Below are 26,089 nucleotides of genomic sequence, written 5' to 3'. Positions count from 1 at the left end.
CTGATCTGCCTGGCCCGCCGCCGCTGCGACGTCCTCTACGCGATGCTCCGCAACGGCACCCACTACCGCCACCCCGAACCAGCTCCCGTCCCAGCCGCGGCTTGACAACCACATAGGGACACCCCCCCGCCGCCCGCCCCCGGCGTGAGCAGGCACTGAACTCACGTGATCAAACCCGGAACTCGCGTGATTGAAGACGGAACTCGCGTGTTTGAAGGGTCGACTCGCGTGATTGGAAGGTCGACTCGCGTGACTGGAGGGTCGACTCGCGTACCTGGAGGGTCGGGTGGCGTACCGGGAGGGTCGGGGGATGAAGAAGGGGGTCAGGAGCGGAGCTCCTGACCCCCCGGCGGAAGGTGGGTGGTTACTTGATGGCCGAGCCGGCCTGCCAGTCGGCCCAGGACTTGGACCAGTCGCCGTAGAGGTCCCAGACCGGGAGCTGGGGGCCGCCGGAATTGGTGACCTCCACGACGTCGCCCAGGCCCATGTTCTGGAAGAACCACTGGGCGTTCGCGTCGTTGAGGTTGATGCACCCGTGCGACACGTTCGAGCTGCCCTGCTGGCCGACGCTGTTCGGGTTCTCGTGGACGAACTCGCCGTCGTTGGAAATGCGCAACGACCACTTCTCGTTCGAGCGGTACGCCTTCGGGTCCGGCGGGCAGACGCCGTACGTGCACGAGTCCATCGTGTAATTGGCCTGCTTGTCCGAAATGACGTGCGCGCCCAAATGCGTCGGCGTGGCGTCCTTGCCCATCGAAATCGGCATCGACTTGACCATGGCGCCGTTGTGGAAGATCTGCATCTGCTCGCTGTTCCCGTCCGCCTTCGCGATCCAGGAATCGTGCACCTTGTACGTTTCCGTACGATCCTCCGCGCCGAACACCCCGCCGCCGAAATCGACGCCGTAGATGTTCGCCGTCACCTTCAGGGTCGTGCCGGCCTGCCAGTACTCCTTCGGCCGGTAGTGGACGTTCGAGTCGTCGATCCAGTACCAGCCGCCGTCCTGCTTCGGGGTCGACTCGACCGTCAACGCCTTCTCGACCGCCGCCTTGTTCTTGACGGCGACCTTGCCGAAGCTGAACACGATCGGCTGGCCGACGCCGACGCCCGTGCTCGCCACCGCGGACGGTGCCGGGATCAGGTTGGCGTTCGCCTGCTTCTTCGGCGACAGCGTCGTGATCTGGTTGTCCTGCTCGACCGGCTTCCCGTTACTGCTCTGGGCGTGCGCGACGATCTTGTACGTCGTGCCGTAGCCGAGCGGCTCGCTGGACGTCCAGCTCGACCCGTCGGCCGCGAGCCGGCCGGCGACCGTCTTCCCCTTGGCCGGGTTGGTCACCGTGACGTCGAGGAGCTTCCCGTTGGCCGCTTTGACGACGATCGGCGTCGCCGGGTTCACCGCCGTGCCACCCGCGGGCTCGAACGTCACCGCGACCGAGGTGTCGGACGGCGCGGTGGAGCCCGGTTCCGGCGTCCCGCCGGCGGGCGAACCGCCGTCGTCACCGGACGAGCACGCGGAAATCAGCAGTGCTCCGGCGAGGATTCCGGCCACCGAAAGTAAAATCTTCTTGGGGAGCATATTGTCTCTTTTTGGGAATTGGGATCGGCGGGCATTCGTCATCAAAACTACGCGATAGCGATGACGTTCTTGCCGTCGGATCGGTGCATCGGCGTGACGTGGATCACGTGATGACGAGTCCCGGTGCGCCGTAAAGCCCCGGCCCGCTCACCGAAAGCTCGCCGAGGTACTCGCACGCCGCCGCGTACGCCTGGTCCGCCAGCAGTTCCGTGTGCCCGAAATCCAGCGGGTTCACCCGTACCGGCGCGGGGCCCGGCAGGTACAGCACCGGCACCTGCGCGGCCGCCACCGGCGCCTCCAGCACGGCCTGGTTCCGCATGCTGATCATCGCGGTGAACATCATCACCTCGGCGAACGTCCGCGGCGCGCCCGGCAGCTTCCCGGGGAACGCGCAGTCCAGCACCACCAGGGACTGCGCCCCCATCGCGAGGGCCTGCCGCATCGGCACGTTCGCGACGAGCCCGCCGTCGTAGAGCAGCTGCCCGTCGTGCTCCACCGGCGGGAAGATGCCGGGGATCGCGCAGCTCGCCAGGAGCGGCTCGAGCAGGCGCCCGGAGCGGATCAGCAGCGGCTCGGCGGTGTCGACCTGCGTCGTGACGACGCCGAGCGGCAGCGCGAGGTCCTCGAAGCGGGTCTCGGCGCCGAGGTGGTCGGCGATGATGCCGGCCAGGCCGGTGTTGGGGAACAGGTGCGTCTTGCTCTGCGTCAGCGTCCGGACGCGGCTCAGCACGCCGCCGGGGAACGCCTCGGCCCGCGTCATGTGCGCCCAGATGTCGTGCAGCCGCGGGAGCGCGTCTTCCCCGGAACGGGCCAGGACGGCGGCGTTGAGCGAGCCGACCGACGTGCCGGCCACGACGTCCGGCGTGAGCCCGGCTTCGCTCAGGGCACGCAGCATGCCGACCTGCATGGCGCCGAGGCTGCCGCCACCGCCGAGCACGAAACCGACCGGCCGGGGAAGATCCGCGAGACTCATACCGCCGAATGTAGTAAACCCGGGTGGTCAGGGCACGTGTTCCGGCTCCGGCTCCGGCTTGGGCTCGGCGGCCAGTGCCTTGCGCTTCTTCAGCCGCAGCAGGAAGAACACGGCGACCCCGGCGAGCACGCCGACCACGATCAAACCGCCCGTGTTCAACGCTCCTTCGATGCGCTTCGCGGCTTCGCCCAGCGCCGCACCGATGCTGATGTGGACCAGCGACCAGCAGAACGCGCCCGCCGCGGCGGCCGGCAGGAACTTGCGGAACGGCAGCCCGGACGTCCCGGCGGCCGCCGGCGTCAACGTCCGGATCACCGGCAGGAACCGGGCGAAGAAGACCGCCCAGGCGCCCCGGCGTTCGAGGACGGCGGTGGCCTTGTCCCAGCCTTCCTGGCCGTACTTGCGGATCAGCTTCGTCTCGCGCAGGCGCGGTCCGAAGCGGCGGCCGATGCCGTAGCCGAGTGCGTCACCCGCCGTCGCGCAGAGGGTGACGACGAGCCAGAGCACCAGGAACCGGGGGACGGTGTTCGCCGTCGTCGCGGCGACGAGCAGCCCGGATTCGCCCGGGGCCACGAAACCCAGCCCGATCGTGCACTCGGCGAACACCAGGCCGCCGGTCGCGGCGACGAGCCCCGGTTCCGGCAGTCCTTGCAACCAGTTGAGGAGGTCCGAAACGAGGGCCATTCCGCCACTTTACCGATCCTTTAAGGATGGTGGGGTGACGTACGTCACCTTGCGAGGAGCGACGCGGCTTCCTGGGCTGCGGGACCTTCGGCCGTCAGGTGCTGCAGGTTCTCCGGCAAAACCTCGCCGCGGTGGGCCTTCGTCTGGGCGTAGAGGCGTCCGGCGCGGTACGACGAACGCACCAACGGCCCGGCCATCACCCCGGCGAAGCCCATCGCCTCCGCAGCCTTGGAGTGCTCGACGAACTCCTCCGGCTTCACCCACCGATCGACCGGGTGATGCCGCGCAGAAGGCCGCAGGTACTGCGTGATCGTCAGGATCTCGCACCCGGCGTCGACCAGGTCCTGCATCGCCGGAGCCACCTCGTCCGGCGTCTCGCCCATGCCCAAGATCAGGTTGGACTTCGTCACCAGACCCGCTTCGCGTGCGGCCGTGATGACTTCCAAAGACCGCGCGTAGCGGAAGCCGGGGCGGATCCGCTTGAAGATCCGTGGCACCGTCTCCACGTTGTGCGCAAGAACCTCCGGCCGCGAGCCGAACACTTCGGCCAGTTGCGCGGGGTCGGCGTTGAAGTCCGGAATCAACAGTTCGACGCCGGTACCGGGGTTGAGCGCGTGAATCTGCCGGACAGTCTCCGCATACAGCCACGCACCACCGTCGGGCAGGTCATCCCGGGCGACACCGGTCACCGTCGAATACCGCAACCCCATCGCCTGCACCGACTCCGCCACCTTCCGCGGCTCGGAAGTGTCCAACGCAGCAGGCTTACCCGTATCGATCTGACAGAAATCACACCGCCGCGTGCACTGATCCCCACCGATCAAGAACGTGGCCTCACGGTCCTCCCAGCACTCGTAAATGTTGGGACAACCGGCCTCCTCGCACACCGTGTGCAAACCCTCACGCCGCACCAAACCCTTGAGCTCCGTGAACTCCGGACCCATCCGCACCCGCGTCTTGATCCACGACGGCTTCTTCTCGATCGGCGTCTCACTGTTGCGAACCTCGAGACGCAACAGCTTCCGGCCTTCAGGCGCTGCACTCACGCCCTCAACCGTACGCCCGTCCGGGCTACGCGGGATCCGGGGTGACGCCGGTCAGCTTCGCGGTGACGTCCCACAACGCGGCCCCCAGCGACTCGCTGCGCGCGGCGGACAGGGGCCGGCCCTTGACCGGGTTGCCCCGCAGGCCACCGAGGCCGCCCGGGACGATGTAGTCGCCGCCCTGGACGCCGTCCGCCGTGGCCGCGTACAGCTGCGGCAGCGCGCCCTGGTGGACGTTCTGCGCGAACAGGACCTCGCCGATCCGGTGCCCGCCGGCGATGACCGAGCGGACGACCGGGTTGGTGTACGACCGCGCCATGCCGCTGCCCAGGCCGGTCGCGGTGTACCCGGGGTGGGCGGCGACGCTGAGGACGTCGTCGCCCGCCGCGCGCAGCCGCCGGTCGAGCTCGAGCGCGAACACCTGGTTCGCCAGCTTCGACTGCCCGTACGCGGCCGCCGGGTTGTAGCGGCGGTGCTCGGCGTTCGGGTCCTCGACGTCGATCCGGGCGCCGGTCGCGGCGACGCTCGACAGCGCGACGACCCGGGCGTGCCGCCCGCCGCGCAGGGCGGGCAGGAGCAGCCAGGTCAGCGCCGCGTGCCCGAGGTGGTTGGTGCCGAACTGCAGCTCGAACCCGTCGGCGGTGCGGCCGCGGGCGGTGGCCATCACGCCGGCGTTGTTGACCAGCACGTCCAGCGCGTCGCCGGTGCGTTCCCGCACCGACGCGGCGGCCGCGCGCACCGACGCGAGCTCGCTCAGGTCCAGCGGGACGAGCTCGGGTTCGGCGCCGGCGGCGGCCGCGCGGACCCGGTCCAGTGCCTTCGCGCCCCGTTCGGCGGACCGGCAGGCGAGGAGCACGCGGGCCCCCTCGCCCGCGAGCACTTCGGCGGTGCGCAGTCCCAGGCCGGAGTTCGCCCCGGTGACCAGGACGGTCCGGCCGCTCTGGTCGGCGATGTCGGCTTCGGTCCAGCGCTGTGTCATGCGCTTACCTAACCCCGTTTACGCGCTCGGCGCGAGCAGCCGCCGCAAGTGGCCGAGCACCGGACGGCGGCGCGCGGATTCCTCGCGGTTCGCGCGCAGCAGCGCCTCCAGCGCGTGACCCACCTTGACGATCTCGACGGCGGGCTCGCGCGGGTCGGCCAGCCCGGCCGTGACGGCGAGCATCCGCAGTTCGCCTTCGTGCATCCGGCGCAGCGACGCGTGCCGCTCGTAGGCGCCGTCGAGGACCGCGCGCAGGTCGGCGTGCTCGTCGACGGCGGCGCGCCAGGCGCGGGTGACGGCGTCGACGTGGTCGCCGAGGCCGTCGGCGTCGTCCGGGTCGATGACCTCGGAGCGCAGGCGGCCGCTCAGCGTGCGCGTCCACTGGTACTGCAGGGCGGTGAGGACGTTTTCCTCGGTGCCGAAGTGCTCTTCGGCACCGGGCACCTCCTCGAGCGGCAGCGGCTCGCCCGGGTTCCGGACGGCCAGCCGGACGGTCGCTTCGAGGATTTCCTGGCGTCGGTAGAAGTCTGTCCAGCTCATCGTGGGCTCCCCTTCCGTGGCCCGGGTCATACCGCGGGTCTGCGGCATACTCCCGGTACGGACCTGACGCGCCGAACATACCATGAGTATGGAGAGCGGTTCCGGGCGTAAAGTTGTGAAGGTGGCGACAATGAGGTCCAGACGACTCGACTACTCCGAGTCGACGCGGTCCGCGCTGGTCGACAGCGCGGTCGAACTGTTCACCCAACGCGGTTACGCGGGTACCTCGCTCGACGAGATCGCCAAACGCGCCCGGGTGACCAAGGGCGCGCTGTACCACCACTTCAGCGGCAAGCAGGCGCTGTTCGAAGCCGCGTTCGACCAGGTCGAGAGCCTCGTCTACGACCGGCTCGACAAGATCATGACCGGTGAGGGTACGCCGTGGGAACGGGCGCTGGGCGGGCTCAACGCGTTCATCCGCGCCTGCCTCGACCCCGCCTACCAGCGGATCGCCATCCACGAAGCGCCGGTCGTGATGGGCTGGGAGCGCTGGCGCGAGGCCGAGGAGCGGTGCAGCTTCGGGCTCGTGCGGTCCGGCCTGCAGTCGCTGATCGACGCGGGCGAAGTCGAGCCGGTGCCGGTCGAGGTCACCGCGCGGCTGCTGTTCGGCGCGCTGTCGAGCGCGGCGACCGAAATCGCCAGTTCGCCCGATCCGAAGAAGGTCAGCGCCGAGATCGAGGACGTCATCGTCCGCATGCTGGTACGGCTGCGGCGCACCGAGCCGGATGTCTCGATAGGCTGATCTTCGTGGACTTGAGGATCTTCACCGAGCCCCAGCAAGGGGCCAGCTACGACGACCTGCTGCGCGTCGCCAAGGCGACCGAAGCCGCCGGGTACGACGCCTTTTTCCGCAGCGACCACTACCTGAAGATGGGTTCGGCCGACGGCCTGCCCGGCCCGACCGACGCTTGGATCACCCTGGCCGGCCTGGCCAGGGAGACCAGCCGGATCCGGCTGGGCACGCTGGTCACCGCGGCGACGTTCCGCCACCCGGGGCCGCTGGCCATCTCCGTGGCGCAGGTCGACCAGATGTCCGGCGGCCGGGTCGAGTTCGGCCTCGGCGCCGGCTGGTACGACGCCGAGCACGAGGCGTACGGCCTGACGCTGCCGCCGCTGAAGGAGCGCTTCGACCGCTACGCCGAGCAGCTCGAGATCGTGACCGGGCTGTGGAAGACGCCGGCGGGCTCGACGTACTCGTTCGACGGCGAGCACTACAAGCTTTCCGAGTCGCCGGCCCTGCCGAAGCCGGCGCAGTCCCCGGCCCCGCCGGTGATCATCGGCGGCGGCGGCAAGAAGCGCACCCCGGCCCTGGCGGCCCGGTTCGCCGACGAGTTCAACCTGCCGTTCACCGACACCGAAACGGCGGCGGCCCAGTTCGCCCGCGTCGAGGCGGCGGCGGCCGAAATCGGCCGCGACCCGAAGGAGATCCTGCGTTCGGTGGCGCTGGTGATCGCGGTCGGCCGGTCCGAAGCGGAGGTCGTCCAGCGGGCATCGGTGCTCGGGCGGGACGTCGACGAGCTGCGGACCAACGGCTTGGCGGGGTCGCCGGCCGAGGTCGTGGACCGGATCGGGCAGTGGCGGGAGAAGACCGGCGTGACGCGGGTTTACCTGCAGCTGATGGACCTGTCGGACCTGGACCAGATCGACCTGGTCGCCGCCGAGGTCGCGCCGCAGCTGGACTAGCGCCCCAATGTGGCCTTCGGTGCGTTGAGCGCACCGAAGGCCACATTGGGGCGCTTGGTCAGTTCTGGAGGGCGAAGGTGACGCCCGCCGCCTTTGGGGTCTCGGGGCGGGTGAGCCAGCGGTCCTCGCTGACCGGGAGCTCGCCTTCGAGGGCGGCCAGGACCGCGTCGCGGGCCAGGGGGAGGACCGCCTCGACCGTGACGTCCCGCTGCAGCTCGTACGACAGCGACGTCACGCCCGCGTCGCGGATGCCGCACGGGACGATGGTGTCGAAGGCCGAGAGGTCCGCGTTGCAGTTCAGCTCGAAGCCGTGCATCGTCACGCCGCGCTGGACGCGGATGCCGATGGCCGCGATCTTGCGCTCGATGCCCCGCTCGTCGGCGGGGATCCAGACGCCGCTGCGGCCCTCGACGCGGCCGCTGGCCACACCGAGCTGGTCGCACACGTGGATCAGCGCCTCTTCCAGGCGCCGCACGTAGTGGACCACGTCGATCGGGTCGGCGAGCTTGACGATCGGGTAGCCGACCAGCTGCCCCGGGCCGTGCCAGGTGATCTTGCCGCCCCGGTCCACGTCGATCACCGGGGTGCCGTCGGCAGGGCGGTCGGCCGGCTCGGTGCGCTTGCCCGCCGTGTACACCGACGGGTGCTGCAGCAGGAGCATCGTGTCCGGTGCGGTCCCGTCCGCCCGGGCCGTCAGGGAACTGCGCTGGAGCTCCCAGGCTTCGGTGTAGTCGATCGTGCCGAGCTCGCGGACGTCGACGGGCTCGGTGCTGGCGCGGCAGGAAGTGCGGGAAGAACTCACCCGTCGAGGCTACGCCCGTCACCCGGGGGAAGCAGCCGCAAGGCGCAGGCTGAGAGCAGCCCGACACCGGTCACCGCCAGCACTGCGCCGATCGTGTCCGTCACCCAGTGCACGCCCAGCACGACGCGGCAGGCCGCCGACAGCACCGCCGCCACCGCGACGGCCGCCGCCACGCGCCCGAGCAACCGTGGCCACAGCCACGCGCACAGCAGGAGCAGGACGAACCCGGTGCTCGCCACCGACACCACGTGCCCGCTCGGATAACTCAGGTCCGGGTAGTCGCGGGGACGTTCCCGCAGGAAGACCGGCTTGGCCGTCAGGCTGGTCAGCCGGCACAGCACCAGCACGACGGCGAGCCGCACGCACAAGCCCGTGTGCTGCCGGTGCCGCAGCGCCAGCGCGAGCAGCGCCATGCCGAGCAGGTACGGGAGCACCGGGCCGAGGAGGGCGCTGCCGATCTCCGCCACCTGCCCGAGCGGCTGCGTGTAGACGCCGTGGAGGGCGCTCGCCACCTGCGCGTCGAGGGGCAGCGGGTGCCGGGCGACGCCGAGCCCGAGCGCCACGAACGCCGCCACCAGCGCGAAACCGGTGACGAGCCAGCGCTTGAGCGGAACCGTCATGCCGCCGCGAGCGCGCTGTCCACGGTCCGGTGCCGGAACTCGTACCCGGACCGCTCCAGCACCGCCGGCACCGCCCGCTGCCCGAACAGCGCCATCTCCTCACCGGCTTGGCCGAGTACGGCCTTGAGCGCGATCCCCGGCACCCACCACGGCGCCGGCCGGTGCAGGGCGCGGCCGACGGCCCGGGTGAACTCGGCGTTGGTCACCGGCGCCGGGCCGGTCAGGTTCACCGGCCCGGACACGTCGTCGTGCGTCAGGACGTGGACGATCGCGCCGACTTCGTCCTCCAGGGCGATCCACGGCAGGTACTGGTGGCCGTTCCCGAGCCGCCCGCCGAGGCACAGGGCGAACAGCGGGCGCAGCGTCCCGTACAACCCGCCCTTCGCCGACAGGACCAGCCCGGTCCGGATCCGCACGACCCGCGCGTCCCCGGCTCCCGCCGTCGCCGCTTCCCACCCTTCGCACAGCTCGGCGAGGAAACCCCGGCCGCGCGGCGCGGACTCGTCCACTGTGGACGAACCCGTGTGCCCGTAGTAGCCGACGGCGGACGCGTTGACGAGCACGCCGGTGCCGTGTTCGGCCACGGCTTCGGCGAGCACCTCGGTCGGCTCGACCCGGCTGTCGGTGAGCTGCTGCTTGCGCATCGCGCTCCACCGGCCGGGGAACAGCCGCTGGCCGCCCAGGTTCACGACGGCGTCGACGCCCTCGAAGGCGCCGCTCGCGATGGTGCCCGACGGCGGGTCCCAGCGGAATTCGCCGCCCTCGCGCGCTTCGCGCCGCACCAGCCGGCGGACCTCGTGGCCCTCGCGCCGCAGGCGTTCGCCCAGCGCCGACCCGATCAAGCCGCTCGCTCCGGCGATCAGTACTCGCATGGTTCGATCGTGGCCCATCAGGGTCCGGGCCGCACGCCCAGGTCCCGCCCGAAAGCCGGGAGGTCGGACAGGATCGCCAGGCCGAACGTGGCGAGCGGGACGTCCGGGAAACCCGTTCCGGTGTAGAACATCGCGATGGTCGCCCCGCCCGCGGACAGGCCGAACCCGCGGCTGCGCGGCAGCGAGCCGCCTTTGAACAGCACACTGCCGCCGAGCTTGTCCCGCGCGAGCGCGGCGGCCGGGGTGTCCGCGACGGCGAGGTGGCGGTGGAAGGCGAACAGGTCCGCGGCCGTGCCCCGGGCCGTCCCCCGTGTCCACGCCCACTCCGCCTCGCCGGAGATCGGCTCGCCCCGGACCCGGTCGAGGACGTCCCGCCGGAACGCGGGATCGGTGGTGAAGCGGGCGGTCAGGCCGGATTCGCCGGGGAAGTACGAACGGAGGGTTTCGCCGCAGAACCAGCGCAGATCCGGTTCGGGCCAGCCGCCGCTCGCCGCCGCGGCCCGCAGTGCGTCGTCGCCGAGCCGGGCCCGCAGGTAGTCGGGGGCCGCGTTGTCGCTCACGGCGATCATCGCCGTGGCGATCGCGTCGAGCGGGACGACTTGCCCGGGATCGCGGGCGACGCCGAACTCGTCGCAGTCGATGCCCAGCGCGGTCAGGGCCCGCAGGTGCGCGCCCGCGCCACGCGGACCGTCGCCTTCGAAGGGGTGCCAGGCGTCCCAGTCGCCGACCCGGACCGGCTCCGCCGGATCGAGCCCGCCGGCGACTGCGGTCGTGTAGGCGAGCAGGTGGACGACCTTGATCGTCGAGGCCAGGACGCGGGGCACGCCGGCGTTGTGCGCCAGGCGGTACCGTCCGTCGTCGGCCACGACCGAGACGTCGTCGCGGTGTTCGGCGAACCAGGTCATCGCCGCCTCCTCCCCGGATGCGCCGAAGGCCACCACCGGGCTGCCCCGGTGGTGGCCTTCAGCGGCTCAGCCGCTCAGAGACCGAGTTCGCTCTCGAAGTTGCCTTCTTCCAGGCGCTGCTTGATCGTCGTCAGGAAGCGGCCCGCGTCGGCCCCGTCCACCAGGCGGTGGTCGTAGGTCAGCGGCAGGTACGCCATCGAGCGGACGGCGATCGTGTCGTTGCCGTCGGCGTCCGCGATCACGACCGGGCGCTTGACGACCGCGCCGGTGCCGAGGATGCCCGACTGCGGCTGCACGATGATCGGCGTGTCGAACAGCGCGCCGACGCTGCCGATGTTCGTGATCGAGAAGGTGCCGCCCGACAGCTCGTCCGGCTTGATCTGCCCCGACCGCGCCCGGCTCGCCAGGTCGGCGATCCGGTGCGCGAGCCCGGCCAGGCTCAGCTCGCCCGCATCGTGGATCACGACCGAGAGCAGGCCGCGCTCGGTGTCCACCGCGATGCCCAGGTGCACGGCGCCGTGGTAGGTGATCTCCTTCGTGTCCTCGTTGTAGGACGCGTTGACGTTCGGGTGCTGCTTGAGCGCCTCGACGGTGGCCTTCGCGAAGAACGGCAGGAACGTCAGGTTGACGCCCTCGCGCTCCTTGAAGCCCGCCTTCGCCCGCTGCCGCAGCTTGGCGATCTTCGTGACGTCGACCTCCTGGACCTGCGTGAGCTGCGCGGCGATCTGCAGCGACTCGCGGGTCTTGGTGGCCGTGATCTGGCGGATCCGGCTGGCCTTCTGCACGGTGCCGCGCAGGGCGGCGAGCTCCGGCGACACCGGGGCCGCCGGACGTGCGGCGGGCGCCGCCGGGGCGGCGGCAGCGGCCGGAGCGGCAGCGGCCGGAGCCGGGGCGGCGGCGGCCTTCTGCTTCTCCTCGGCCGCGGCCAGGACGTCCTGCTTGCGGATCCGGCCGCCGACGCCGCTGCCGGTCAGCGACGCGAGGTCGATGCCGTGCTCCGACGCGAGCTTGCGGACCAGCGGCGTGACGTACGGGCCGTCCGCCGAGCCGTCCTTCGCCGCGGCGGCCGGGGCCGACTGCGTGGCGGCCGAGGCCGGGGCGGCCTGCGGCTTCGGTTCGGGCTTCGACTCCTGGACCGGCTGCGGCTTGGGCTCGGGCTTCGGTTCCGGCTTGGGTTCCGGCTTCGGCTCGGGCTTGGGCTCCGGCTTGGACGCGGCCTTCGGCGCCGCGTTCGCGTCGCCGATGACGGCCAGCACGCCGCCGACCTCGACGGTCTCGTCCTCGCCCGCGCGGATCTCCAGCACCGTGCCCGCCACCGGCGACGGCACCTCGGTGTCGACCTTGTCGGTGGAGATCTCGAGCAGCGGCTCGTCGACCTCGACCGAGTCGCCGACCGCCTTCAGCCAGCGCGTGACGGTGCCCTCGGTGACGCTTTCGCCCAGCTCGGGCAGCTTCACCTCGGTGCCTTCGCCACCCGCCGCCGGCGCGGTGTCCGGCTTGCTCGGCGCGCTCTCCTGAGCCTGCGGCTCGGGCTCGGGCTCCGGTTCGGCCTGCTGCTCTTCCTGAGCGGGGGTGGAGGATTCGGGGACGCCGCCGGACCCGTCGTCGATCACGGCGAGCTCGCCGCCGACCTCGACGGTCTCGTCCTCCTGGGCGCTGATCTTCACGACCGTGCCCGCCACCGGGGAGGGCACCTCGGTGTCGACCTTGTCGGTCGAGATCTCGAGCAACGGCTCGTCGACCTCGACGGTGTCGCCCTCCTGCTTAAGCCACCGGGTGACGGTGCCTTCGGTGACGCTCTCCCCGAGCTCCGGCAATGTGACGGAGTAGGCCATCGTTCGCTGACTCCTCTTCCAAGTTCTGCGTGGTCTGGGTTCTGCTGGTGGGACGTCAGCTGTGCACGTGCAGCGGCTTCCCCGCGAGGGCGAGGAACGCTTCACCGAGGGCCTCGGTCTGGGTGGGGTGCGCGTGGATCAGCGGGGCGACGTCTTCGGGGAAGGCCTCCCAGCTGTAGATCAGCTGCGCTTCGCCGATCAGTTCGCCGACGCGGTCGCCGACCATGTGCACGCCGACGACCGGGCCGTCCGGGGCCTTGACCAGCTTGACCCCGCCGGAGGTCTTGAGGATCTGGCTCTTGCCGTTGCCGCCGAGGTCGTAGGTGAACGTCGTGACGTCCGAGCCGTACTTGTCCTTGGCCTGCGACTCGGTCAGCCCGACCGACGCGACCTCCGGGTGCGAGTAGGTGACCCGCGGGATGCCGCTCTCGTCGATCACGCGCGGGTTCTGCCCGGCGATCTCCTCGGCGACGAAGATGCCCTGCTGGAAGCCGCGGTGCGCGAGCTGCAGGCCGGGGACGATGTCGCCGACGGCGTACACGTTCGGCAGGTTGGTGCGCAGCCGCTCGTCGGTGAGGACGAAGCCGCGCTCGATCTTGACGCCGGCCTCCTCGTAGCCGTGGCCCGCCGAGTTCGGCCCGCGGCCGACGGCGACCAGCAGCAGGTCGGCTTCGATGGTTTCGCCGGACTCCAGCGAAACGCTCACGCCGTTGTCGTCCTGCTTCGCGCCGGTGAACTTCACGCCGGTCTTGAAGGCGATCTTGCGGCGGCGGAAAGCGCGCTCGAGCTGCTTGGACGCGAACTCGTCCTCGTTCGGGACCAGCCGCGGCAGGGCCTCGACGATGGTGACGTCGACGCCGAAGGAGGCCCACACGCTGGCGAACTCGACGCCGATGACGCCGCCGCCGAGGACCACGACCTTCTTGGGGACGTAGTCGAGGGCGAGGGCCTGCTCGCTGGCGATGACGCGGCCGCCGAGCTCCAGGCCGGGCAGCGTGCGCGAGTACGAGCCGGTGGCGAGGATGACGTTCTTGCCGGTGTGGCGGGTGCCGTCCACCTCGACGGTCGTGCCGCCGACGAACGTGCCGCTGCCCTCGACGAGGTTCACCTTGTGCGCCTTGGCCAGGCCCTGCAGGCCCTTGTACAGGCGGGCGACGATCCCGTCCTTGTACTTGTTGACCCCGGCGATGTCGATGCCCTCGAAGACGGCCTTGACGCCGACCGCTTCGGCTTCACGGGTCTCGTCGGCGACCTCGGCGGCGTGCAGCAGGGCCTTGGTCGGGATGCAGCCCCGGTGGAGGCACGTCCCGCCCAGCTTGTCCTTCTCGATCAGCGTGACGGAAAGGCCCAGCTCGGCCGCGCGGAACGCCGCGGCGTAGCCGCCCGATCCGCCTCCCAGGATCACGAGGTCGGCGGAGGTGTCGGTCACTTCATTAACTCCTCGGCAAGCAGTGGGGTGATGCTCTGTCGTCGCCCGTGCCCGGTATAACCGCGCGCGCGACACCCGCCATCTTGTCACTACGCCGGACGGGGCTGCGAGCTAGCCGGGTGTGCGACGCCGACCACACGCGCGGTCCGGGATAATGAGTGGGGAAAGTCTCGTGAGGGAGGGTGGTCGAGGTGGGTCTCTTCGACTCGCTGCGCAGGCGGGCCAAGGGTGGTCAGCGGGCCGGCACGCTGCGGAAAGCCAGTTCCGAGGATACCCGTCACCTCGAGGAGTGGGCGGCGACGCGGCGGGGTGTCGAGGCGTTCGTGGAGCCGAAGACCAACGTCACGGAGACCACTGTGGTGTTGATCGCCCACGACGGCGAATGGACCCGGCGGCGCATCAGCAGCCTGGAGGCGGCCCAGCAGTTCGGCCACCGCCGGTCGATCCCGGTGTACGAGGTGGCGCGGGTCGGGTACCCGCAGCGGATGCGCGAGTACACCGAGCGGAAGAAGCGCGGCCAGGCCTAGAGCTCGATCCGGCCGACGACCTCGCCGTTGAAGGTCTGGCCGGTGGGGCGGAAGCCCAGCTTGAGGTAGAACTCCGCCGGGCCGCCGTCGGCCGGGATCCACAGCACCGTCGCGGCCCGCTGACCGCGTCGCCGGGCTTCTTCCAGGACCGTCTCGACGGCGAACCGGCCGTAGCCGCGGCCCTGGACGCCCGCGCCGACGTTGAGCCGCCAGATCCCGCAGCGGAAGAAGTCCAGCTCGGCGGCCGGGTTGAAGCCGCCCATCACGAACGCCGCCGGTTCGCCGTCGGCGAGGATCAGGCGCGGCCAGGCGATGTCCGGCTGCGTGTACGCCTCGGCGAGCGAGACGGCGACGGGTGCGACGAAGTCCCTCTGGTGCGGCTCGACGGCCAGCTGGCACGCGGCGGCGACGTTCTCCGGGGTGATCTTCTCCGCGGTGAGGATGGTCACCGGGTCCAACCTAGCCTGCCTGGGCGAGCAGGGTGGCGTGCCGGACCAGCGCCGCCCGGAAGGACGCGTGGACCGTCGTGCCCAGCACGGGGTCGACCTCCACCACGTGGCCGGCCGACAGCAGCAGCACCGCCGGCTCGGACAGGATCACGACAGCGCCCTTGGCGCGCAGGTCCGCCGTCCCGAGCAGGCGCGGGAAGACCACGTCCGCGGGCAGGCCGTCGCAGGTGCGCAGGAACTCGCGGTGGTCGACGGGCAGCTCGACGCCCAGCCGCAGCTCCGCCGAGCGGATCGCCGCGTCCGAAGCCGGGGGAGGGACCGCCGCGCCGCCGCGCAGGCGCCGGATCGCGGCGATCAGCTCCGGCCAGGTGCCCAGCGCCGGCGGGTACCGCTCGTGCAGGGCCGCGATCAGCGCGCCCGCGCAGGCCGGTGCCCAGTCGCGCAGCCCGAGCGGGTCCGCGCCGGCCACCAGCGCGGGGGCCAGTGCCCGCGTCGCCGCCACCGGCGCGACGTCGGGGTGCGGCCCGGCGAGCGAAGCCCAAAGCGCCAGGTCGCCGTCGGCCAGCGCGGTGCGGACCCGGTCCGGGCGTGCCGGCGCGACGTGCTTGACCACCTCGGCGACCGGGCCCGGCGGGAGCACGCCCTCGAGGTCGGAGACCGGACGACGCAGCGACGCCGTGTGCGCGCGCTCTTCGGCGTCGAGGTCGAGCGGCGGCAGGCCCGCCGCCCAGTCCGGACGGCCGCCCCGGGCCTCGAACAGCATCGCCCACGCGCGGGCCCGCACCGGGTCGGCGGCCAGTGCGACCACCGGCCGTTCCGTCCGGGCCTGCCACTGGGTGACCAGCCGGTCGGCCTCGTCGGCGGCGCCGGCGACCGCGAGCAGCAAGGCCGCGTACCCGATCCGGTCGTCGACGCGCGGTTCGGCCGCGGTCAGGACGTCGCGGACCGCCGCCTCGAGGTACTCACCGGCGTCCACACGTCGACCCTAGCCCAGCGCCTGCCTGGCGCCCGGGTGCAGCGGCACCGGGTCGGTCTGCGTCGCCAGCTGCCGCGAAATCTCCTTCGCCGCCGGGTGGACCTTCGCCAGCTCCGCCTGCTTGTCGAAGATCAGCTTCGTGATCGCGCACGCGTTGCCCGCCGGGAAGTCTTCGCGCACCAGCAGCAGGTTGGGCACCACGACGGTCGGCACGTCCGCGGGCTGGCCGTAGGCCGCCTTCGGGATCACGGCCTGGTCGTAGACGGGGTTGACCTGCTTCAGCGCCGGCAGCAGCGGGGTGAGGTCCAGGAACTTGACCTTGTCCTTCAACGCCGTGGTGATGTCGGTGATCTGCGCCGTCGGCAGCCCGCCGGACCAGACGAGCCCGTCGAGCGTCCCGGACTTCATGCCGTCCGCGGTCTTGGCCAGGTCCAGCCGCTGGGCCTGGACGTCGGCGTCGGGCTTGAGCCCCGCCGCCTGCAGGAGGCGGTTCGCGATCACCTCGGTGCCGGACTTCGGCGAGCCGGTCGAGATCCGCTTGCCCTTCAGGTCGGCGACGCTGTTGATCCCGGCATCCGTGCGCACCAGCACCTGCGTGGAGTTCGGGTAGATCCGGGACAGGGCCTGGATCTTCTGCGGCTTGCCCTCGAAGGAGCCCTTGCCGTTCACCGCGTCCGCCGCGGTGTCGGCCAGCGAGAACGCGACGTCGTAGTTGCCGGCGACGAGCTGCTGGATGTTCTGCACCGACGCCCCGGTTTCCGCGGCCGTCGCGCGCAGCTTCGTGCCGTTGCTGATCTGCTGGGCGAGCCCGCCGCCCAGCACGTAGTACACGCCGCCGCTGTTGCCGGTGGCGATGGTGATGCGGCCCTCGGTGGCTTCGCAGGACTGCGTCCCGCCGGGGGCGCTCTGGTCCGTCTGCTGCTTCCCGCCGCAGCCGGTGACGGCCAGTGCGAGTACCGCGGCGGCGGCGACTGCGCGTTTCATGCTGTCCTCCTCGTGAGCACGACGTGGGTGAGCAAGGCGGCGGCGCCGCACCCGGCACCGATCGCGATCGGGACCGGCTCCAGGTAGAGCAGGCACAAAGCGGCGGGCACGAACAGCAGCCGGGCCGGCAGGCCGACCGGCCCGAAGAGCCAGCCCCCGGTCACCACGGCCAGCGCGGCGACGGCGAGCGCGGACACCGCCGCCACCCACAGCACGGTGAGCGCGTCGGACTCCAGCAGCAGGGCAGCGCCGTTGTCGGTCAGCACGAAGGCGATCGGCACCAGGAACGCCGGGAGCGTGTACTTCCAGCACTGCCACATGGTCCCGAGCACCGAGCCGCCGGTGATCGCCGCCGAAGCCACCGCGGCGAGCGCGGTCGGCGGCGTGACCTCGGACAGCACGGCGTAGTAGAAGATGAACATCGCGCGCTCGGCGTCGGCGACGCCGAGCGTCTCCAGCGCGGGGCCGATCACCACCCAGGCGATGATGAAACTCGCGGTGACCGGCACGGCCAGCCCGAGCACGCCGACGGCGATCGCCGAGAGCAGCACGGTCAGGACGAGGATCAGCGTGCCGTTGTCGGTGAGCGCGCCGGCCAGTTCCACCAGCGCGTCGGCGAGTTCGAGGCCCAGCCCGGTCTTGGTGATGGTCGAGGTGATCACCCCGGCCGCCGCGCACACCGCGATCACCGGCAGCGCGCCGCGGACGCCCGCCGACAGCGCGTCGACCATGTCCTTCGCCCAGCCGCGGACGTCGTGGCGCCGGGCGAGCAGCGCGAAGAGCGCGGCCACGCCGGTCGCGTAGACGACGGCGGCGAACGGCGGGATGTCCAGGGCGAGGAAGACGACGATGATCGCCAGCGACAGGAAGTGGTAGCCGCCGCGCCGCAGCAGCTGCCACGGGTCGTCGTGCGGCACGTCGACGGCTTCGGCCTTGAAGCGCCGCGCGTCGGCCTCCATCGCGAACACGATGCCGAGGTAGTAGAGCAGCGTCGGGACGGTCGCCCAGATCAGCACCTTCAGGTACGACGTCTGCAGGTACTCGGCGATGATGAACGCCGCGGCACCCAGCGTCGGCGGCGAGAGGATGGCCCCGATGCCGGACGCGGCGAGCAGGCCGCCCGCGTTTTCCCTGGGGTAGTGGGCTTTCTTGAGAATCGGCCAGGTGATCGAGCCGAGGCTGACCGCGGTGGCCGTGCCCGAACCCGACACCGTGCCGAGCAGGAAACCGGACAGCACGGTGGTCCGGCCCGGTGCCGTGCGCGATTTCCGGAACGCGGCGAACGAGATGTCCACGAAGAACTGCCCGGCGCCGGAAGCGTTGAGCACCGCGCCGTAGAGGGTGAACAGCACGATGTAGCTCGCCGCGACGTCCAGTGGCGTGCCGTAGAACCCGCTGGCGTCGTTGAAGAGCGCGTTGACGATCTGGCTGAAGTCGATGCCCGCGTGGGCGATGCCCCAGTTCTGCGGGAGGAAGCCGCCGTAGTAGGCGTACGCGAGGAATAGCAGGCAGACGATCGGCAGCACCACCCCGGTGGTGCGGCGGGTCGCTTCGAGGATCAGCACCAGCAGCAGGGCACCGGCCACGATGTCCGGCGGGGACAGGATGCCCTGGCGGTTCAGGAAGTCGTCGTAGCCGGTGAGCACGGGGTAGAGGCCCACGGCGAGGGCGGTGACGGCGAGCGCCCAGTCCGTCCAGCCGGGATCGTCACGGCCGCGCAGCCGCGGGCGGTAGCAGAGGAAGACCAGCGGCAGCGTCACGCCGAGGAAGAGCACGAGGTAGAACTGGTTGCCCTTGGCGAAGGGGAAGAACACCTGCTTGAGCACCAGCACCGCGACGGCGAGGGCGACGAAGTAGACGACGCGGTCGGGCACCCTGGGCAGCTTCCGCGCCGGGCGTTCCTCGTCGTGCTCGGCGGCGATTTCGGCGGGGGAGTCGCGTTCCACCGGCTCGGTCGTCACCCGGACACCGTACGGTGTCCCGGATCACACCGAAAGCGGCAATTCGATCACCGGCCCCCAGCGCCCCAAGGTGGCCTTGGTTGCGTTGAACGCACCGAAGGCCACCTTGGTTGCGTTGAACGCACCGAAGGCCACATTGGGGCGCTGGAGAGCCGGGGGAGTGCTCAGCCGTTGGCGGCGATGTCCGCCAGCACCGCGGCGATCGACCGGACCGGGACGCCGGTGCCGCCCTTGCCGGTGTAGCCCCACGGCGAGCCGGTGTTGAACGACGGGCCCGCGATGTCGATGTGGACCCAGTCGAGGCCGTCGGCGACGAACTCGCGCAGGAAGATCCCGGCGGCCAGCATGCCGCCCCAGCGGTGGCCGGTCACGTTGGCCAGGTCGGCCAGCCGCGAGTCGAGGTCGGCGCGCAGTTCCTCCGGCAGCGGCATCGCCCAGCCGTTTTCGCCGGTCGCCTGCATGATCGCCGCGACGCGGTCGCGGAAGTCCTCCGAGCCCATCACGCCGGCCGTGCGGTTGCCGAGCGCGACGAGCTGGGCGCCGGTCAGCGTCGAGGTCTCGATCAGGTAGTCCGGGTTCTCCTCGGCCGCGCGCACCATGGCGTCGACCAGGACCAGCCGGCCTTCGGCGTCGGTGTTGAGCACCTCGACGGTCTTGCCGCCGTACATGGTGAGCACGTCACCCGGGCGGTACGACGTCCCGGACGGCAGGTTCTCCGCCAGCGGGATGTGCGCGACGACCTCGAGGGGGTACTTCAGCTTCGCGGCCAGGGCGACCGACGCGAGCACGCCGGCCGCGCCGGACATGTCCGAGGTCATGTGGTCCATGTTCGCGGCCGGCTTGAGCGAGATGCCGCCCGAGTCGAACGTGATGCCCTTGCCGACCAGCGCGACCTTCTTGGCGGGCTTGGCCGGCTTGTACGCCAGGCGCAGCAGCCGCGGCGGCCGCGCCGAGCCGCCGCCGACGCCGAGGATGCCGCCGAAACCCTTGCGCTTCAGCGCCTTCTCGTCCAGCACCTCGAACTCGAGGCCGTTGTCCTCGGCGAGCTGCTTGGCGCGGTCGGCGAAGGAAGCCGGGTAGAGGTCGTTCGGCGGGGTGTTGATCAGGTCGCGGGCGACGATGACGGCCTCGGCGATGCTGCCGGCCGCCTTCAGCGTCGCCTTGTGCTCGCGGGCGGTGCCGTCGGCCGGGCTCGCGAAGTCCGCCTTCGCCAGCGGGCTGTCGCCCTTCTCGGAGCGGTAGGCGGTGAAGACGTAGGAGCCGAGGACCGTGCCCTCGACGGCGGCCTGCAGGTCGAGCTCGGACAGCGTGACGAACGCGCGGTCGGTGCCGGCCAGCGCGCGGCCGGCGGCACCCGCGGCGCGGCGGACCTGCTCGGGGGTGACGGCGTCGCCCGCCTTGCCCAGGCCGACGGCGAGCACGACCCCCGCCGGGAGCTTGCCCAGCGTCGGGACCTTGACGACCTCTTCGGCCTTCCCGCTCGCCCCGAGCGTGGCCAGCAGGCCGGCGAGCCTGCCGTCGAAGGCGGCGTCCACGGCGGCGGCGCCGGTGGCGAGCACCGGACCGTCCTCGCCCTGCAGGGTGCCGATGACGACAACGTCGGCGCGCGTCTTGGCCAGTGCCTCCCCGGTGTTGTCGGACAGGGCGAGCTTAGGCACGGTCACTTCTGGCTCCTCGCGCGTTCTCGGTGGCACCGGGCACCGGCCCGGTCGGGATCGTGAGCCATGCTAATGACGACCGGACCACGGGTGAACACAGGGAGCGGGAGGCCGCGTGCGGCTGGGCGGTGGGCTGCTGGTCGCGCTGGCGGCCGGGGCGGCGGGCGCGGGCTGGTGGCTGCTCGCGGGGCTGGTGCTGGCGGCGATCGCCGCGGGCGTGGCGGCCCGGGTGCCGGAACCGGGGGAAACCGCGGCCGACCGGACCGTCGTCGCCGTCGCGCGGCTGTCCGAAGTGGCCGTCTACGCGATCGCGTTCGGCGCCTACGTGTTCCCGGCGCACCGCGAACTCGCGGCCGCGGCGTTCGCCGTGGTCGTCGCCGGGGCCGGGTTCGCCGGCCTGAAGCTCCCGGCGGTCGTCGTGCGGAGCACCGGGGGACTGCTGCTCGCCGTGGGGCTGGTGCTGGTCGCGGTGTGCCTGGCCGTGCCGCCGGTGGGGACGGCGGACGGGCTGCGGCCGCCGGACTTCGCGGGGGTGCTCGTCGCCGCCGTGCTGGTGCTGCCGTTCCTGCGGCCGTGGGGCCGCGACCGCGCCGTCCGGCGCGTGCTGCTGCTCGGTGCGCTCGCCGTCCTGGCCGCGTTCGCCGCGCTCCACCAGCTCGGCGCGGTGCGGCTCGGGCTGTCGCTCACCTCGCTGCGCGACCTGCTGTCCGCCGCCGACGCGGACGCCCTGCAGCCGCTGCTCACGGTCGTGGCCGTGGTCGCGACCGTCGTGCCCGCGCTCGCCGCCGGCGCCGAGGTCCGGGCCCGCGCCGGGGTGCCGGGCCTGGCCGGGATCGTCGTCGCCGCGGCGGCCGCGGCCCTGCTCCCGGCGCTGCCCGTGCTGGTCGTCGCGGGCCTGGCGACCGTGTTCGAACTGCTACTGGGCGTACGCGCGCGCAGGTACAGCGCCGATCTGCACTAATCCGACCACAGTCACGGCCGCATGGCTTCCTGGCAACGGTTACGTGCCGTGCGGGGGCGGCCTGCTTTTGGCCGGATTAGTACAGTGGGACCCGTGAGTGATCGACGCTGGCGGCCGGGGGAGACCGTGGTCGAACGGTTCCACCGTCCCGACGGCTCGATCGGCCAGATCCACCCGCTGCGCGTCCTCGAAGACGACGGCCGCGTCCTGCTGGCCTGGCTGCCGGCGGGCACCCCGATCGTCGGCAGCAGGCTCGCCGACGGCCGCCTGATGCGGGACGCCCCGCTGGACCAGCGGTTCCGCATCCCGCGGGTGGCGGTGCCGGACTCCTGGCACGGCGCGTCGACGCTGCGCCGGATTCCCGAAGACGAGTGGTCTTCGGTCTGGTGGTTCTTCGACCTCGAAGGCCGGTTCAAGAACTGGTACGTCAACCTGGAGATCCCGCTGGGCCGCACGGCGGGCGCGGTCGACCGGATCGACGGCGTGCTCGACGTCGTCGTCGAGCGCGACGGCAGCTGGCGCTGGGACGACGAGGACGAGGCCGAGGCCGCTCTGGAAGTCGGCCGCCTGACGCTGGAGCAGTTCGACCGGCTGCGCGCGGAGGGCGAGCGGATCGGCGCGCTGGCCGAACGCGGCGCCTACCCCTTCGACGGGACCGACACCGACTTCCGCCCGGACGAGGGCTGGCCGGCGCCGGAACTGCCGGCGGAGCTCAGCCCGCCATCAGGACGAGGATCAGCGCCAGCACCGCGTTGACGACGGCGAGGATGACGACCGACTTCGTCGGGATCACCGCCGGGAACACCTTCTTGCCGTGGATGCTCCGCCACCACACGATGGCGAACGTCCCGCCGACCAGGCCGAGGAAAAAGCCGAAGCCGCTGCTGAGCACGGCCCAGCCGACCATGCCGAGCAGACCGACACCGAAGGTCAGCAGCACCGCGGTGGCGAACGTCTTGACGTCGGCCCCGCCGGTCTTGGGCCGGGGCACCGGCTCCGTGGAGTGGTAGGTCACGGTGCCATCCTAGGGTCATCACGCTCCGGGCGCGGGAGACCCGGAACAGTGGGACATCCGACTAACGCGCGTCCGAGCAAGCGGTATCGTCTAGCCATGACGACCACGACACCGTTCGCCCATGCCCCGCACCCGAGTCCTGCGAGCGCGGACCGTGTCGCGGAGGTACTCGCCGCCCCGGGGTTCGGGCTGTACTTCACCGATCACATGGTCACCGTCAAGTGGTCGAAGGCCCGGGGCTGGCACGAGGCCCAGGTGGGGCCGTACGCCCCGTTCACCCTCGACCCGGCGACGTCCGTGCTGCACTACGGCCAGGCCATCTTCGAGGGCCTCAAGGCCTACCGCCAGCCGGACGGCTCGATCGCGTCGTTCCGCCCGGACGCCAACGCCGTCCGGTTCCGGCAGTCGGCCGAGCGGCTCGCGATGCCGCAGCTGCCCGAGGACGTCTTCATCGAGTCGCTGCGGGAGCTCGTCGCCGTCGACAACCGGTGGGTGCCCACCCGCCAGGGTGACGCGCTGTACCTGCGGCCGTTCATGATCTCGACGTCCACCGGGCTCGGCGTCAACAGCCCGGCCGCGGACTACGTGTACACGGTCATCGCTTCGCCGGCCGGGTCGTACTTCTCGGGCGGGGTGAAGCCGGTCAGCGTCTGGCTGTCCACCGAGTACGTCCGGGCGGCCCCCGGCGGTACCGGCGCGGCCAAGTGCGCCGGCAACTACGCGGCGTCGTTCGTGGCGCAGGCGCAGGCCGTCGAGAAGGGCTGCGACCAGGTGGTGTGGCTCGACGCCGTCGAGCGGCGCTGGGTCGAGGAGATGGGTGGGATGAACCTGTTCTTCGTCTTCGGCTCCGGCGAGAACGCCCGGCTGGTGACCCCGGAGCTGACGGGTTCGCTGCTGCCCGGCGTCACCCGCAAGTCGCTGCTGCAACTGGCTTCGCGGCTCGGGTACAAGATCGAGGAGCGCCGCATCTCCACCGACGAGTGGGAGAAGGCGGCGGCCTCCGGCGAGCTGACCGAGACGTTCGCCTGCGGCACCGCGGCGGTGATCACGCCGGTCGGGCACGTCAAGCACGGAGGTGGCGAGTTCACGATCGCCGACGGGCAGCCGGGCGCGCTGACGATGAAGCTGCGTGAAGAGCTGACGGGCATCCAGGAGGGCACCCGGCCCGACCCGGACCGGTGGATGGTCCGGCTCGGCTGACGCTTCCCGGAAAATCGGCCCCCGCACTCCGACGAGTGCGGGGGCCGATTCCGTCAGGAGGCGGGCGCGGCGATCAGCGGACCGGAGACGCCGGCCTGCTCGTGGGTGGCCGTCTCGGCGAGGACGCGGGCGGCCATCATCAGCAGCGGCAACGCGGTCACCGCACCGGTGCCCTCGCCGAGCCGGACGTCCAGTTCCAGCAGCGGGCCCAGGTCCAGGTGCTCCAGCGCCAGTGCGTGCGCCGGCTCGGCCGTCCGCTGGCCCGCGACCCACCAGCGCCGCGCGCCCGGGGCGAGGTCCTCGGCGACGAGCGCCGCGGCGGAGGTGACCAGGCCGTCGAGCACCACCGGCGTCCGGCGGACCGCGGCCTGGGCGAGGAACCCGGCCATTGCGGCGATGTCCGCGCCGGCCGTGGTGCGCAGCAGGTCGACCGGGTCGGCCAGCACCGCGCGGGCCCGGCGCAGGGCGTCGCGCACGGCGGTGGCCTTGCGCATCCACGCGTCGTCGTCGATGCCGGAACCGCGGCCGACGACGGCCACCGGCTCGCTGCCGGTCAGCGCCGCCACCAGCACCGACGCCGGCGTGCTGTTGCCGATCCCGAGGTCGCCGGGGATGAGCAGGTCGGCGCCGCCGTCGACCTCGGCGTCGGCGATCGCGATCCCGGCGCGGACGGCGGCCTTGGCCTCGTCGGCGGTCAGCGCGTCTTCGACGTCGATGGAGCCGGAGCCGCGGCGGACCTTGAACTCGCCGATCGAGCGGGTTGCCGGGGCTTCGGTGTCGACGGCCAGGTCGACGACCCGCACGCTCGCGCCCGCGGCGGCGGCCAGGACGTTGATCGCGGCCCCGCCGGTGAGCATGGTGCCCAGCAGCTGCGCGGTGACCTCGGCGGGATAGGCGGAGACGCCCTTGGCGGCAATGCCGTGGTCCCCGGCGAAGACGACGACCCGCGGCCGGGTGAACGGCCGCGGCGGCGACTGCCCCTGGCAGGCGGCGATCCAGACGCCCAGCTCTTCGAGCCGCCCCAGCGACCCGGCGGGCTTGACCAGCTTGCCGTGCAGCGCGATGGCGGCGGACCGGGCGTGGTCGTCGGGCGGGGTGATCTCGGGGAACTCGATGTTTTCCGGCTCCACACCAGGGCCTTCCTGTTGCACGGCAACGCTGTGGTCAACCTACCGGGCTGGGGCGGTCGTGGGGCCGGTGGGACGCGCCCCGGCGCCCAGTAGTCTCGCGGCTCGTGGAGACGACGGCGGCCGCGGTGGTGCTGGCCAGTGGCGCGGGGACCCGCGTCGGCGCGAAGCTGAACAAGGTCTACCTGCCCCTGGCCGGGCGGCGGGTGGTGGCCTGGTCGCTCGATGCCTTCCGGAACGTGCCCGGCATCGGCGTGCTCGTGCTGGTCATCCGGCCGCAGGACCGGGAACTCGCCGAAGAGGTGGCCGGCGACGGCGTCGAGATCGTGCTCGGCGGCGACACCCGCCAGGCTTCCGAGCTCAACGCGCTGCGCCACCTCGCCCCCCGGATAACAGGCGGCCGGGTCGACGCCGTGCTGCTGCACGACGCGGCCCGGCCGCTGGTCCACCCCGAACTGGTCGGTGCGGTGCTGGCCCGGACACGCGAGGACGGGGGGGCTGTGCCGGGCCTGGCCGCGGACGACGTCGTCGAGGTGGATGCCGGGCACCTGGTCGCCCAGGTGCCCGGCGCGATCCGCGTCCAGACGCCTCAGGGCTTCCGGGCCGGACCGCTGCTCGAGGCCTACGAGAAGGCCGAGCGTGAAGGCTTCGTCGGGACGGACACTTCTTCTTGCATGGAGCGGTTCTCCTCCCTGCCGATCCGCTGGGTTCCGGGGGCTCCCGAGAACCTCAAGATCACCTATCCCCACGACCTCGTCGTCGCGGAGCGGCTGCTGGCCCGCTAGGCGCACGCGGGCGGGCCGCCACCGTCGTCTCCCTCCGCGTGCGTTCCGGTCGGCCGGATCGTGACGTCGTGGCGCAGGTCGGGCGGGATCCGGCAGTCCGGCTGTGGCCGGAGTGCCTGCAGCGGTGCGCCGGGGGTGCCGGGCTCCGCCAGGGTGAGCACCGCCCGCAGTGTCCACACCGGGGTGGCGTGGTACTGCCAGGTGACGACCCGCGGGTTGAACACGTCCGTGCCGGGGAAGGTCGGCACGCGGTAGGCACTGGCCCGGTGTTCGTCGCGGAGGATGATGACGTCCGCGCAGGTCGGCCACCGGTGCACGGCCGCGTAGATCTCCGGGGCCTCGCGGCCGCCGAACAGGTGCAGCACCCATTTGCGGCGCCGGAGTTCCTCGAGGAGTTCCTCGAGGCCCTGGCCGCTGGATCCGGAGTGCGGTGTGGGCGGGGACACACTTCCGAGGGTAACTTGCGTACTAGAGCACAGTCCAGAGCGTGTACTAGTACACCTGG

27 protein-coding genes are annotated in these 26,089 nt (G+C 71.8%); 7 read left to right on the top strand and 20 right to left on the bottom strand.

Annotated features, from left to right (window positions below; all coding sequences use genetic code 11):
- Positions 1-364: 364 nt before the first annotated feature.
- The 6 genes from ACLJQE_RS31485 to ACLJQE_RS31460 form a co-directional block, all read right to left on the bottom strand.
- Entirely contained in the window at positions 365-1,576 is a 1,212-nt protein-coding gene (locus ACLJQE_RS31485) for a L,D-transpeptidase (RefSeq protein ID WP_410643144.1), read from the bottom strand.
- Between the two features lie 103 nt (positions 1,577-1,679).
- The gene (locus ACLJQE_RS31480; RefSeq protein ID WP_410643143.1) at positions 1,680-2,549 is read right to left on the bottom strand and encodes a patatin-like phospholipase family protein; all 870 of its coding nucleotides are present in this window, start codon (positions 2,547-2,549) and stop codon (positions 1,680-1,682) included.
- A 27-nt stretch (positions 2,550-2,576) separates the two neighbouring features.
- Entirely contained in the window at positions 2,577-3,233 is a 657-nt protein-coding gene (locus tag ACLJQE_RS31475; protein WP_410643142.1) for a DedA family protein, read from the bottom strand.
- A 44-nt stretch (positions 3,234-3,277) separates the two neighbouring features.
- Positions 3,278-4,279, bottom strand: coding sequence for a lipoyl synthase (lipA, locus tag ACLJQE_RS31470; RefSeq protein ID WP_410643141.1), 1,002 nt, complete (start codon positions 4,277-4,279; stop codon positions 3,278-3,280).
- Positions 4,280-4,304: 25 nt separating this feature from the next.
- The gene (locus ACLJQE_RS31465; RefSeq protein ID WP_410643140.1) at positions 4,305-5,255 is read right to left on the bottom strand and encodes an oxidoreductase; all 951 of its coding nucleotides are present in this window, start codon (positions 5,253-5,255) and stop codon (positions 4,305-4,307) included.
- A gap of 18 nt (positions 5,256-5,273) precedes the next feature.
- Positions 5,274-5,795: a hypothetical protein gene (locus ACLJQE_RS31460; RefSeq protein WP_410643139.1), complete on the bottom strand. Its 522-nt coding sequence runs from the start codon at positions 5,793-5,795 to the stop codon at positions 5,274-5,276.
- 130 nt (positions 5,796-5,925) lie between these two features.
- Here ACLJQE_RS31460 and ACLJQE_RS31455 point away from each other — a divergent pair, with 130 nt between their 5' ends.
- Together ACLJQE_RS31455 and ACLJQE_RS31450 are read left to right on the top strand one after the other, a co-directional pair.
- A complete protein-coding gene (locus ACLJQE_RS31455) occupies positions 5,926-6,537 on the top strand; it encodes a TetR/AcrR family transcriptional regulator (protein ID WP_410643138.1) in 612 nt (203 codons plus the stop codon).
- A 5-nt stretch (positions 6,538-6,542) separates the two neighbouring features.
- Positions 6,543-7,478 (top strand): LLM class F420-dependent oxidoreductase, encoded by a 936-nt coding sequence (locus tag ACLJQE_RS31450; RefSeq protein ID WP_410643137.1) that lies wholly within the window; start codon positions 6,543-6,545, stop codon positions 7,476-7,478.
- A gap of 58 nt (positions 7,479-7,536) precedes the next feature.
- Here the strand turns inward: ACLJQE_RS31450 and lipB are convergent, their stop codons facing one another.
- The 6 genes from lipB to lpdA all read right to left on the bottom strand — a co-directional run bounded on the left by lipB (position 7,537) and on the right by lpdA (position 13,941).
- Positions 7,537-8,280 carry a lipoyl(octanoyl) transferase LipB gene (gene lipB, locus ACLJQE_RS31445; RefSeq protein ID WP_410643136.1) on the bottom strand — a complete coding sequence of 248 codons (744 nt, stop codon included), beginning with the start codon at positions 8,278-8,280 and terminating at the stop codon, positions 7,537-7,539.
- Positions 8,277-8,900, bottom strand: coding sequence for a phosphatase PAP2 family protein (locus ACLJQE_RS31440; RefSeq protein WP_410643135.1), 624 nt, complete (start codon positions 8,898-8,900; stop codon positions 8,277-8,279). Before ACLJQE_RS31440 ends, lipB begins: the two co-directional genes overlap by 4 nt.
- The gene (locus ACLJQE_RS31435; RefSeq protein ID WP_410643134.1) at positions 8,897-9,772 is read right to left on the bottom strand and encodes a TIGR01777 family oxidoreductase; all 876 of its coding nucleotides are present in this window, start codon (positions 9,770-9,772) and stop codon (positions 8,897-8,899) included. Before ACLJQE_RS31435 ends, ACLJQE_RS31440 begins: the two co-directional genes overlap by 4 nt.
- 17 nt (positions 9,773-9,789) lie before the next feature.
- Entirely contained in the window at positions 9,790-10,677 is an 888-nt protein-coding gene (locus ACLJQE_RS31430) for a serine hydrolase (RefSeq protein WP_410643133.1), read from the bottom strand.
- 74 nt (positions 10,678-10,751) lie between these two features.
- Positions 10,752-12,512, bottom strand: coding sequence for a 2-oxoglutarate dehydrogenase, E2 component, dihydrolipoamide succinyltransferase (sucB, locus tag ACLJQE_RS31425; protein WP_410643132.1), 1,761 nt, complete (start codon positions 12,510-12,512; stop codon positions 10,752-10,754).
- Between the two features lie 55 nt (positions 12,513-12,567).
- Positions 12,568-13,941 (bottom strand): dihydrolipoyl dehydrogenase, encoded by a 1,374-nt coding sequence (gene lpdA, locus ACLJQE_RS31420; RefSeq protein ID WP_410643131.1) that lies wholly within the window; start codon positions 13,939-13,941, stop codon positions 12,568-12,570.
- Positions 13,942-14,123: 182 nt separating this feature from the next.
- Between lpdA and ACLJQE_RS31415 the strand changes: the two genes are divergently transcribed.
- Positions 14,124-14,468, top strand: a complete 345-nt coding sequence (locus ACLJQE_RS31415; protein ID WP_410643130.1) for an oxidoreductase — start codon at positions 14,124-14,126, stop codon at positions 14,466-14,468.
- Here the strand turns inward: ACLJQE_RS31415 and ACLJQE_RS31410 are convergent.
- The 5 genes from ACLJQE_RS31410 to ACLJQE_RS31390 all read right to left on the bottom strand — a co-directional run bounded on the left by ACLJQE_RS31410 (position 14,465) and on the right by ACLJQE_RS31390 (position 20,502).
- Positions 14,465-14,917, bottom strand: a complete 453-nt coding sequence (locus ACLJQE_RS31410; RefSeq protein ID WP_410643129.1) for a GNAT family N-acetyltransferase — start codon at positions 14,915-14,917, stop codon at positions 14,465-14,467. The genes ACLJQE_RS31415 and ACLJQE_RS31410 overlap by 4 nt on opposite strands.
- A gap of 10 nt (positions 14,918-14,927) precedes the next feature.
- Entirely contained in the window at positions 14,928-15,893 is a 966-nt protein-coding gene (locus ACLJQE_RS31405) for an SMI1/KNR4 family protein (protein WP_410643128.1), read from the bottom strand.
- Positions 15,894-15,902: 9 nt separating this feature from the next.
- Positions 15,903-16,877 (bottom strand): TAXI family TRAP transporter solute-binding subunit, encoded by a 975-nt coding sequence (locus ACLJQE_RS31400; RefSeq protein ID WP_410643127.1) that lies wholly within the window; start codon positions 16,875-16,877, stop codon positions 15,903-15,905.
- Positions 16,874-18,838, bottom strand: a complete 1,965-nt coding sequence (locus ACLJQE_RS31395) for a TRAP transporter permease (RefSeq protein ID WP_410643126.1) — start codon at positions 18,836-18,838, stop codon at positions 16,874-16,876. Before ACLJQE_RS31395 ends, ACLJQE_RS31400 begins: the two co-directional genes overlap by 4 nt.
- A gap of 164 nt (positions 18,839-19,002) precedes the next feature.
- Positions 19,003-20,502, bottom strand: a complete 1,500-nt coding sequence (locus ACLJQE_RS31390; RefSeq protein WP_410643125.1) for a leucyl aminopeptidase — start codon at positions 20,500-20,502, stop codon at positions 19,003-19,005.
- 109 nt (positions 20,503-20,611) lie between these two features.
- Between ACLJQE_RS31390 and ACLJQE_RS31385 the strand changes: the two genes are divergently transcribed.
- Together ACLJQE_RS31385 and ACLJQE_RS31380 are read left to right on the top strand one after the other, a co-directional pair.
- Positions 20,612-21,457, top strand: a complete 846-nt coding sequence (locus ACLJQE_RS31385) for a hypothetical protein (RefSeq protein WP_410643124.1) — start codon at positions 20,612-20,614, stop codon at positions 21,455-21,457.
- Positions 21,458-21,550: 93 nt separating this feature from the next.
- On the top strand, positions 21,551-22,213 hold the full coding sequence (locus tag ACLJQE_RS31380; RefSeq protein WP_410643123.1) for a DUF402 domain-containing protein: 663 nt from the start codon (positions 21,551-21,553) through the stop codon (positions 22,211-22,213).
- Here the strand turns inward: ACLJQE_RS31380 and ACLJQE_RS31375 are convergent.
- On the bottom strand, positions 22,170-22,472 hold the full coding sequence (locus tag ACLJQE_RS31375; protein ID WP_410643122.1) for a hypothetical protein: 303 nt from the start codon (positions 22,470-22,472) through the stop codon (positions 22,170-22,172). The genes ACLJQE_RS31380 and ACLJQE_RS31375 overlap by 44 nt on opposite strands.
- Positions 22,473-22,568: 96 nt before the next feature.
- Between ACLJQE_RS31375 and ACLJQE_RS31370 the strand changes: the two genes are divergently transcribed.
- Positions 22,569-23,672 (top strand): branched-chain amino acid aminotransferase, encoded by a 1,104-nt coding sequence (locus ACLJQE_RS31370; protein WP_410643121.1) that lies wholly within the window; start codon positions 22,569-22,571, stop codon positions 23,670-23,672.
- Positions 23,673-23,725: 53 nt separating this feature from the next.
- On the opposite strand, the gene cobT is transcribed toward ACLJQE_RS31370, so the two are convergent.
- Positions 23,726-24,802: a nicotinate-nucleotide--dimethylbenzimidazole phosphoribosyltransferase gene (gene cobT, locus ACLJQE_RS31365; RefSeq protein ID WP_410643120.1), complete on the bottom strand. Its 1,077-nt coding sequence runs from the start codon at positions 24,800-24,802 to the stop codon at positions 23,726-23,728.
- Positions 24,803-24,906: 104 nt separating this feature from the next.
- On the opposite strand from cobT, the gene ACLJQE_RS31360 reads away from it, so the two are divergent.
- Positions 24,907-25,584: a 2-C-methyl-D-erythritol 4-phosphate cytidylyltransferase gene (locus tag ACLJQE_RS31360; RefSeq protein WP_410643119.1), complete on the top strand. Its 678-nt coding sequence runs from the start codon at positions 24,907-24,909 to the stop codon at positions 25,582-25,584.
- On the opposite strand, the gene ACLJQE_RS31355 is transcribed toward ACLJQE_RS31360, so the two are convergent.
- Positions 25,581-26,030 (bottom strand): hypothetical protein, encoded by a 450-nt coding sequence (locus ACLJQE_RS31355; protein WP_410643118.1) that lies wholly within the window; start codon positions 26,028-26,030, stop codon positions 25,581-25,583. The two genes, ACLJQE_RS31360 and ACLJQE_RS31355, sit on opposite strands and share 4 nt — an antisense overlap.
- Positions 26,031-26,089: the final 59 nt, after the last annotated feature.

The sequence above is a fragment of the Amycolatopsis sp. lyj-346 genome, from assembly GCF_046548975.1.
GTDB lineage: Bacteria > Actinomycetota > Actinomycetes > Mycobacteriales > Pseudonocardiaceae > Amycolatopsis.
The sequence above is the reverse complement of the archived record's forward strand: the minus strand, read 5'-3'. Positions and strand labels throughout refer to the sequence as shown.

What these genes read in the sequence shown, in the direction of transcription:
- ACLJQE_RS31475 (WP_410643142.1), bottom strand. Translation starts at nt 3,233, where the DNA reads ATGGCCCTCGTTTCGGACCTCCTCAACTGGTTGCAAGGACTGCCGGAA.
- ACLJQE_RS31455 (WP_410643138.1), top strand. Translation starts at nt 5,926, where the DNA reads ATGAGGTCCAGACGACTCGACTACTCCGAGTCGACGCGGTCCGCGCTG.
- ACLJQE_RS31485 (WP_410643144.1), bottom strand. Translation starts at nt 1,576, where the DNA reads ATGCTCCCCAAGAAGATTTTACTTTCGGTGGCCGGAATCCTCGCCGGA.
- ACLJQE_RS31370 (WP_410643121.1), top strand. Translation starts at nt 22,569, where the DNA reads ATGACGACCACGACACCGTTCGCCCATGCCCCGCACCCGAGTCCTGCG.
- sucB (WP_410643132.1), bottom strand. Translation starts at nt 12,512, where the DNA reads ATGGCCTACTCCGTCACATTGCCGGAGCTCGGGGAGAGCGTCACCGAA.
- ACLJQE_RS31430 (WP_410643133.1), bottom strand. Translation starts at nt 10,677, where the DNA reads ATGACCTGGTTCGCCGAACACCGCGACGACGTCTCGGTCGTGGCCGAC.
- ACLJQE_RS31440 (WP_410643135.1), bottom strand. Translation starts at nt 8,900, where the DNA reads ATGACGGTTCCGCTCAAGCGCTGGCTCGTCACCGGTTTCGCGCTGGTG.
- ACLJQE_RS31400 (WP_410643127.1), bottom strand. Translation starts at nt 16,877, where the DNA reads ATGAAACGCGCAGTCGCCGCCGCCGCGGTACTCGCACTGGCCGTCACC.
- ACLJQE_RS31465 (WP_410643140.1), bottom strand. Translation starts at nt 5,255, where the DNA reads ATGACACAGCGCTGGACCGAAGCCGACATCGCCGACCAGAGCGGCCGG.
- ACLJQE_RS31435 (WP_410643134.1), bottom strand. Translation starts at nt 9,772, where the DNA reads ATGCGAGTACTGATCGCCGGAGCGAGCGGCTTGATCGGGTCGGCGCTG.
- ACLJQE_RS31480 (WP_410643143.1), bottom strand. Translation starts at nt 2,549, where the DNA reads ATGAGTCTCGCGGATCTTCCCCGGCCGGTCGGTTTCGTGCTCGGCGGT.
- ACLJQE_RS31460 (WP_410643139.1), bottom strand. Translation starts at nt 5,795, where the DNA reads ATGAGCTGGACAGACTTCTACCGACGCCAGGAAATCCTCGAAGCGACC.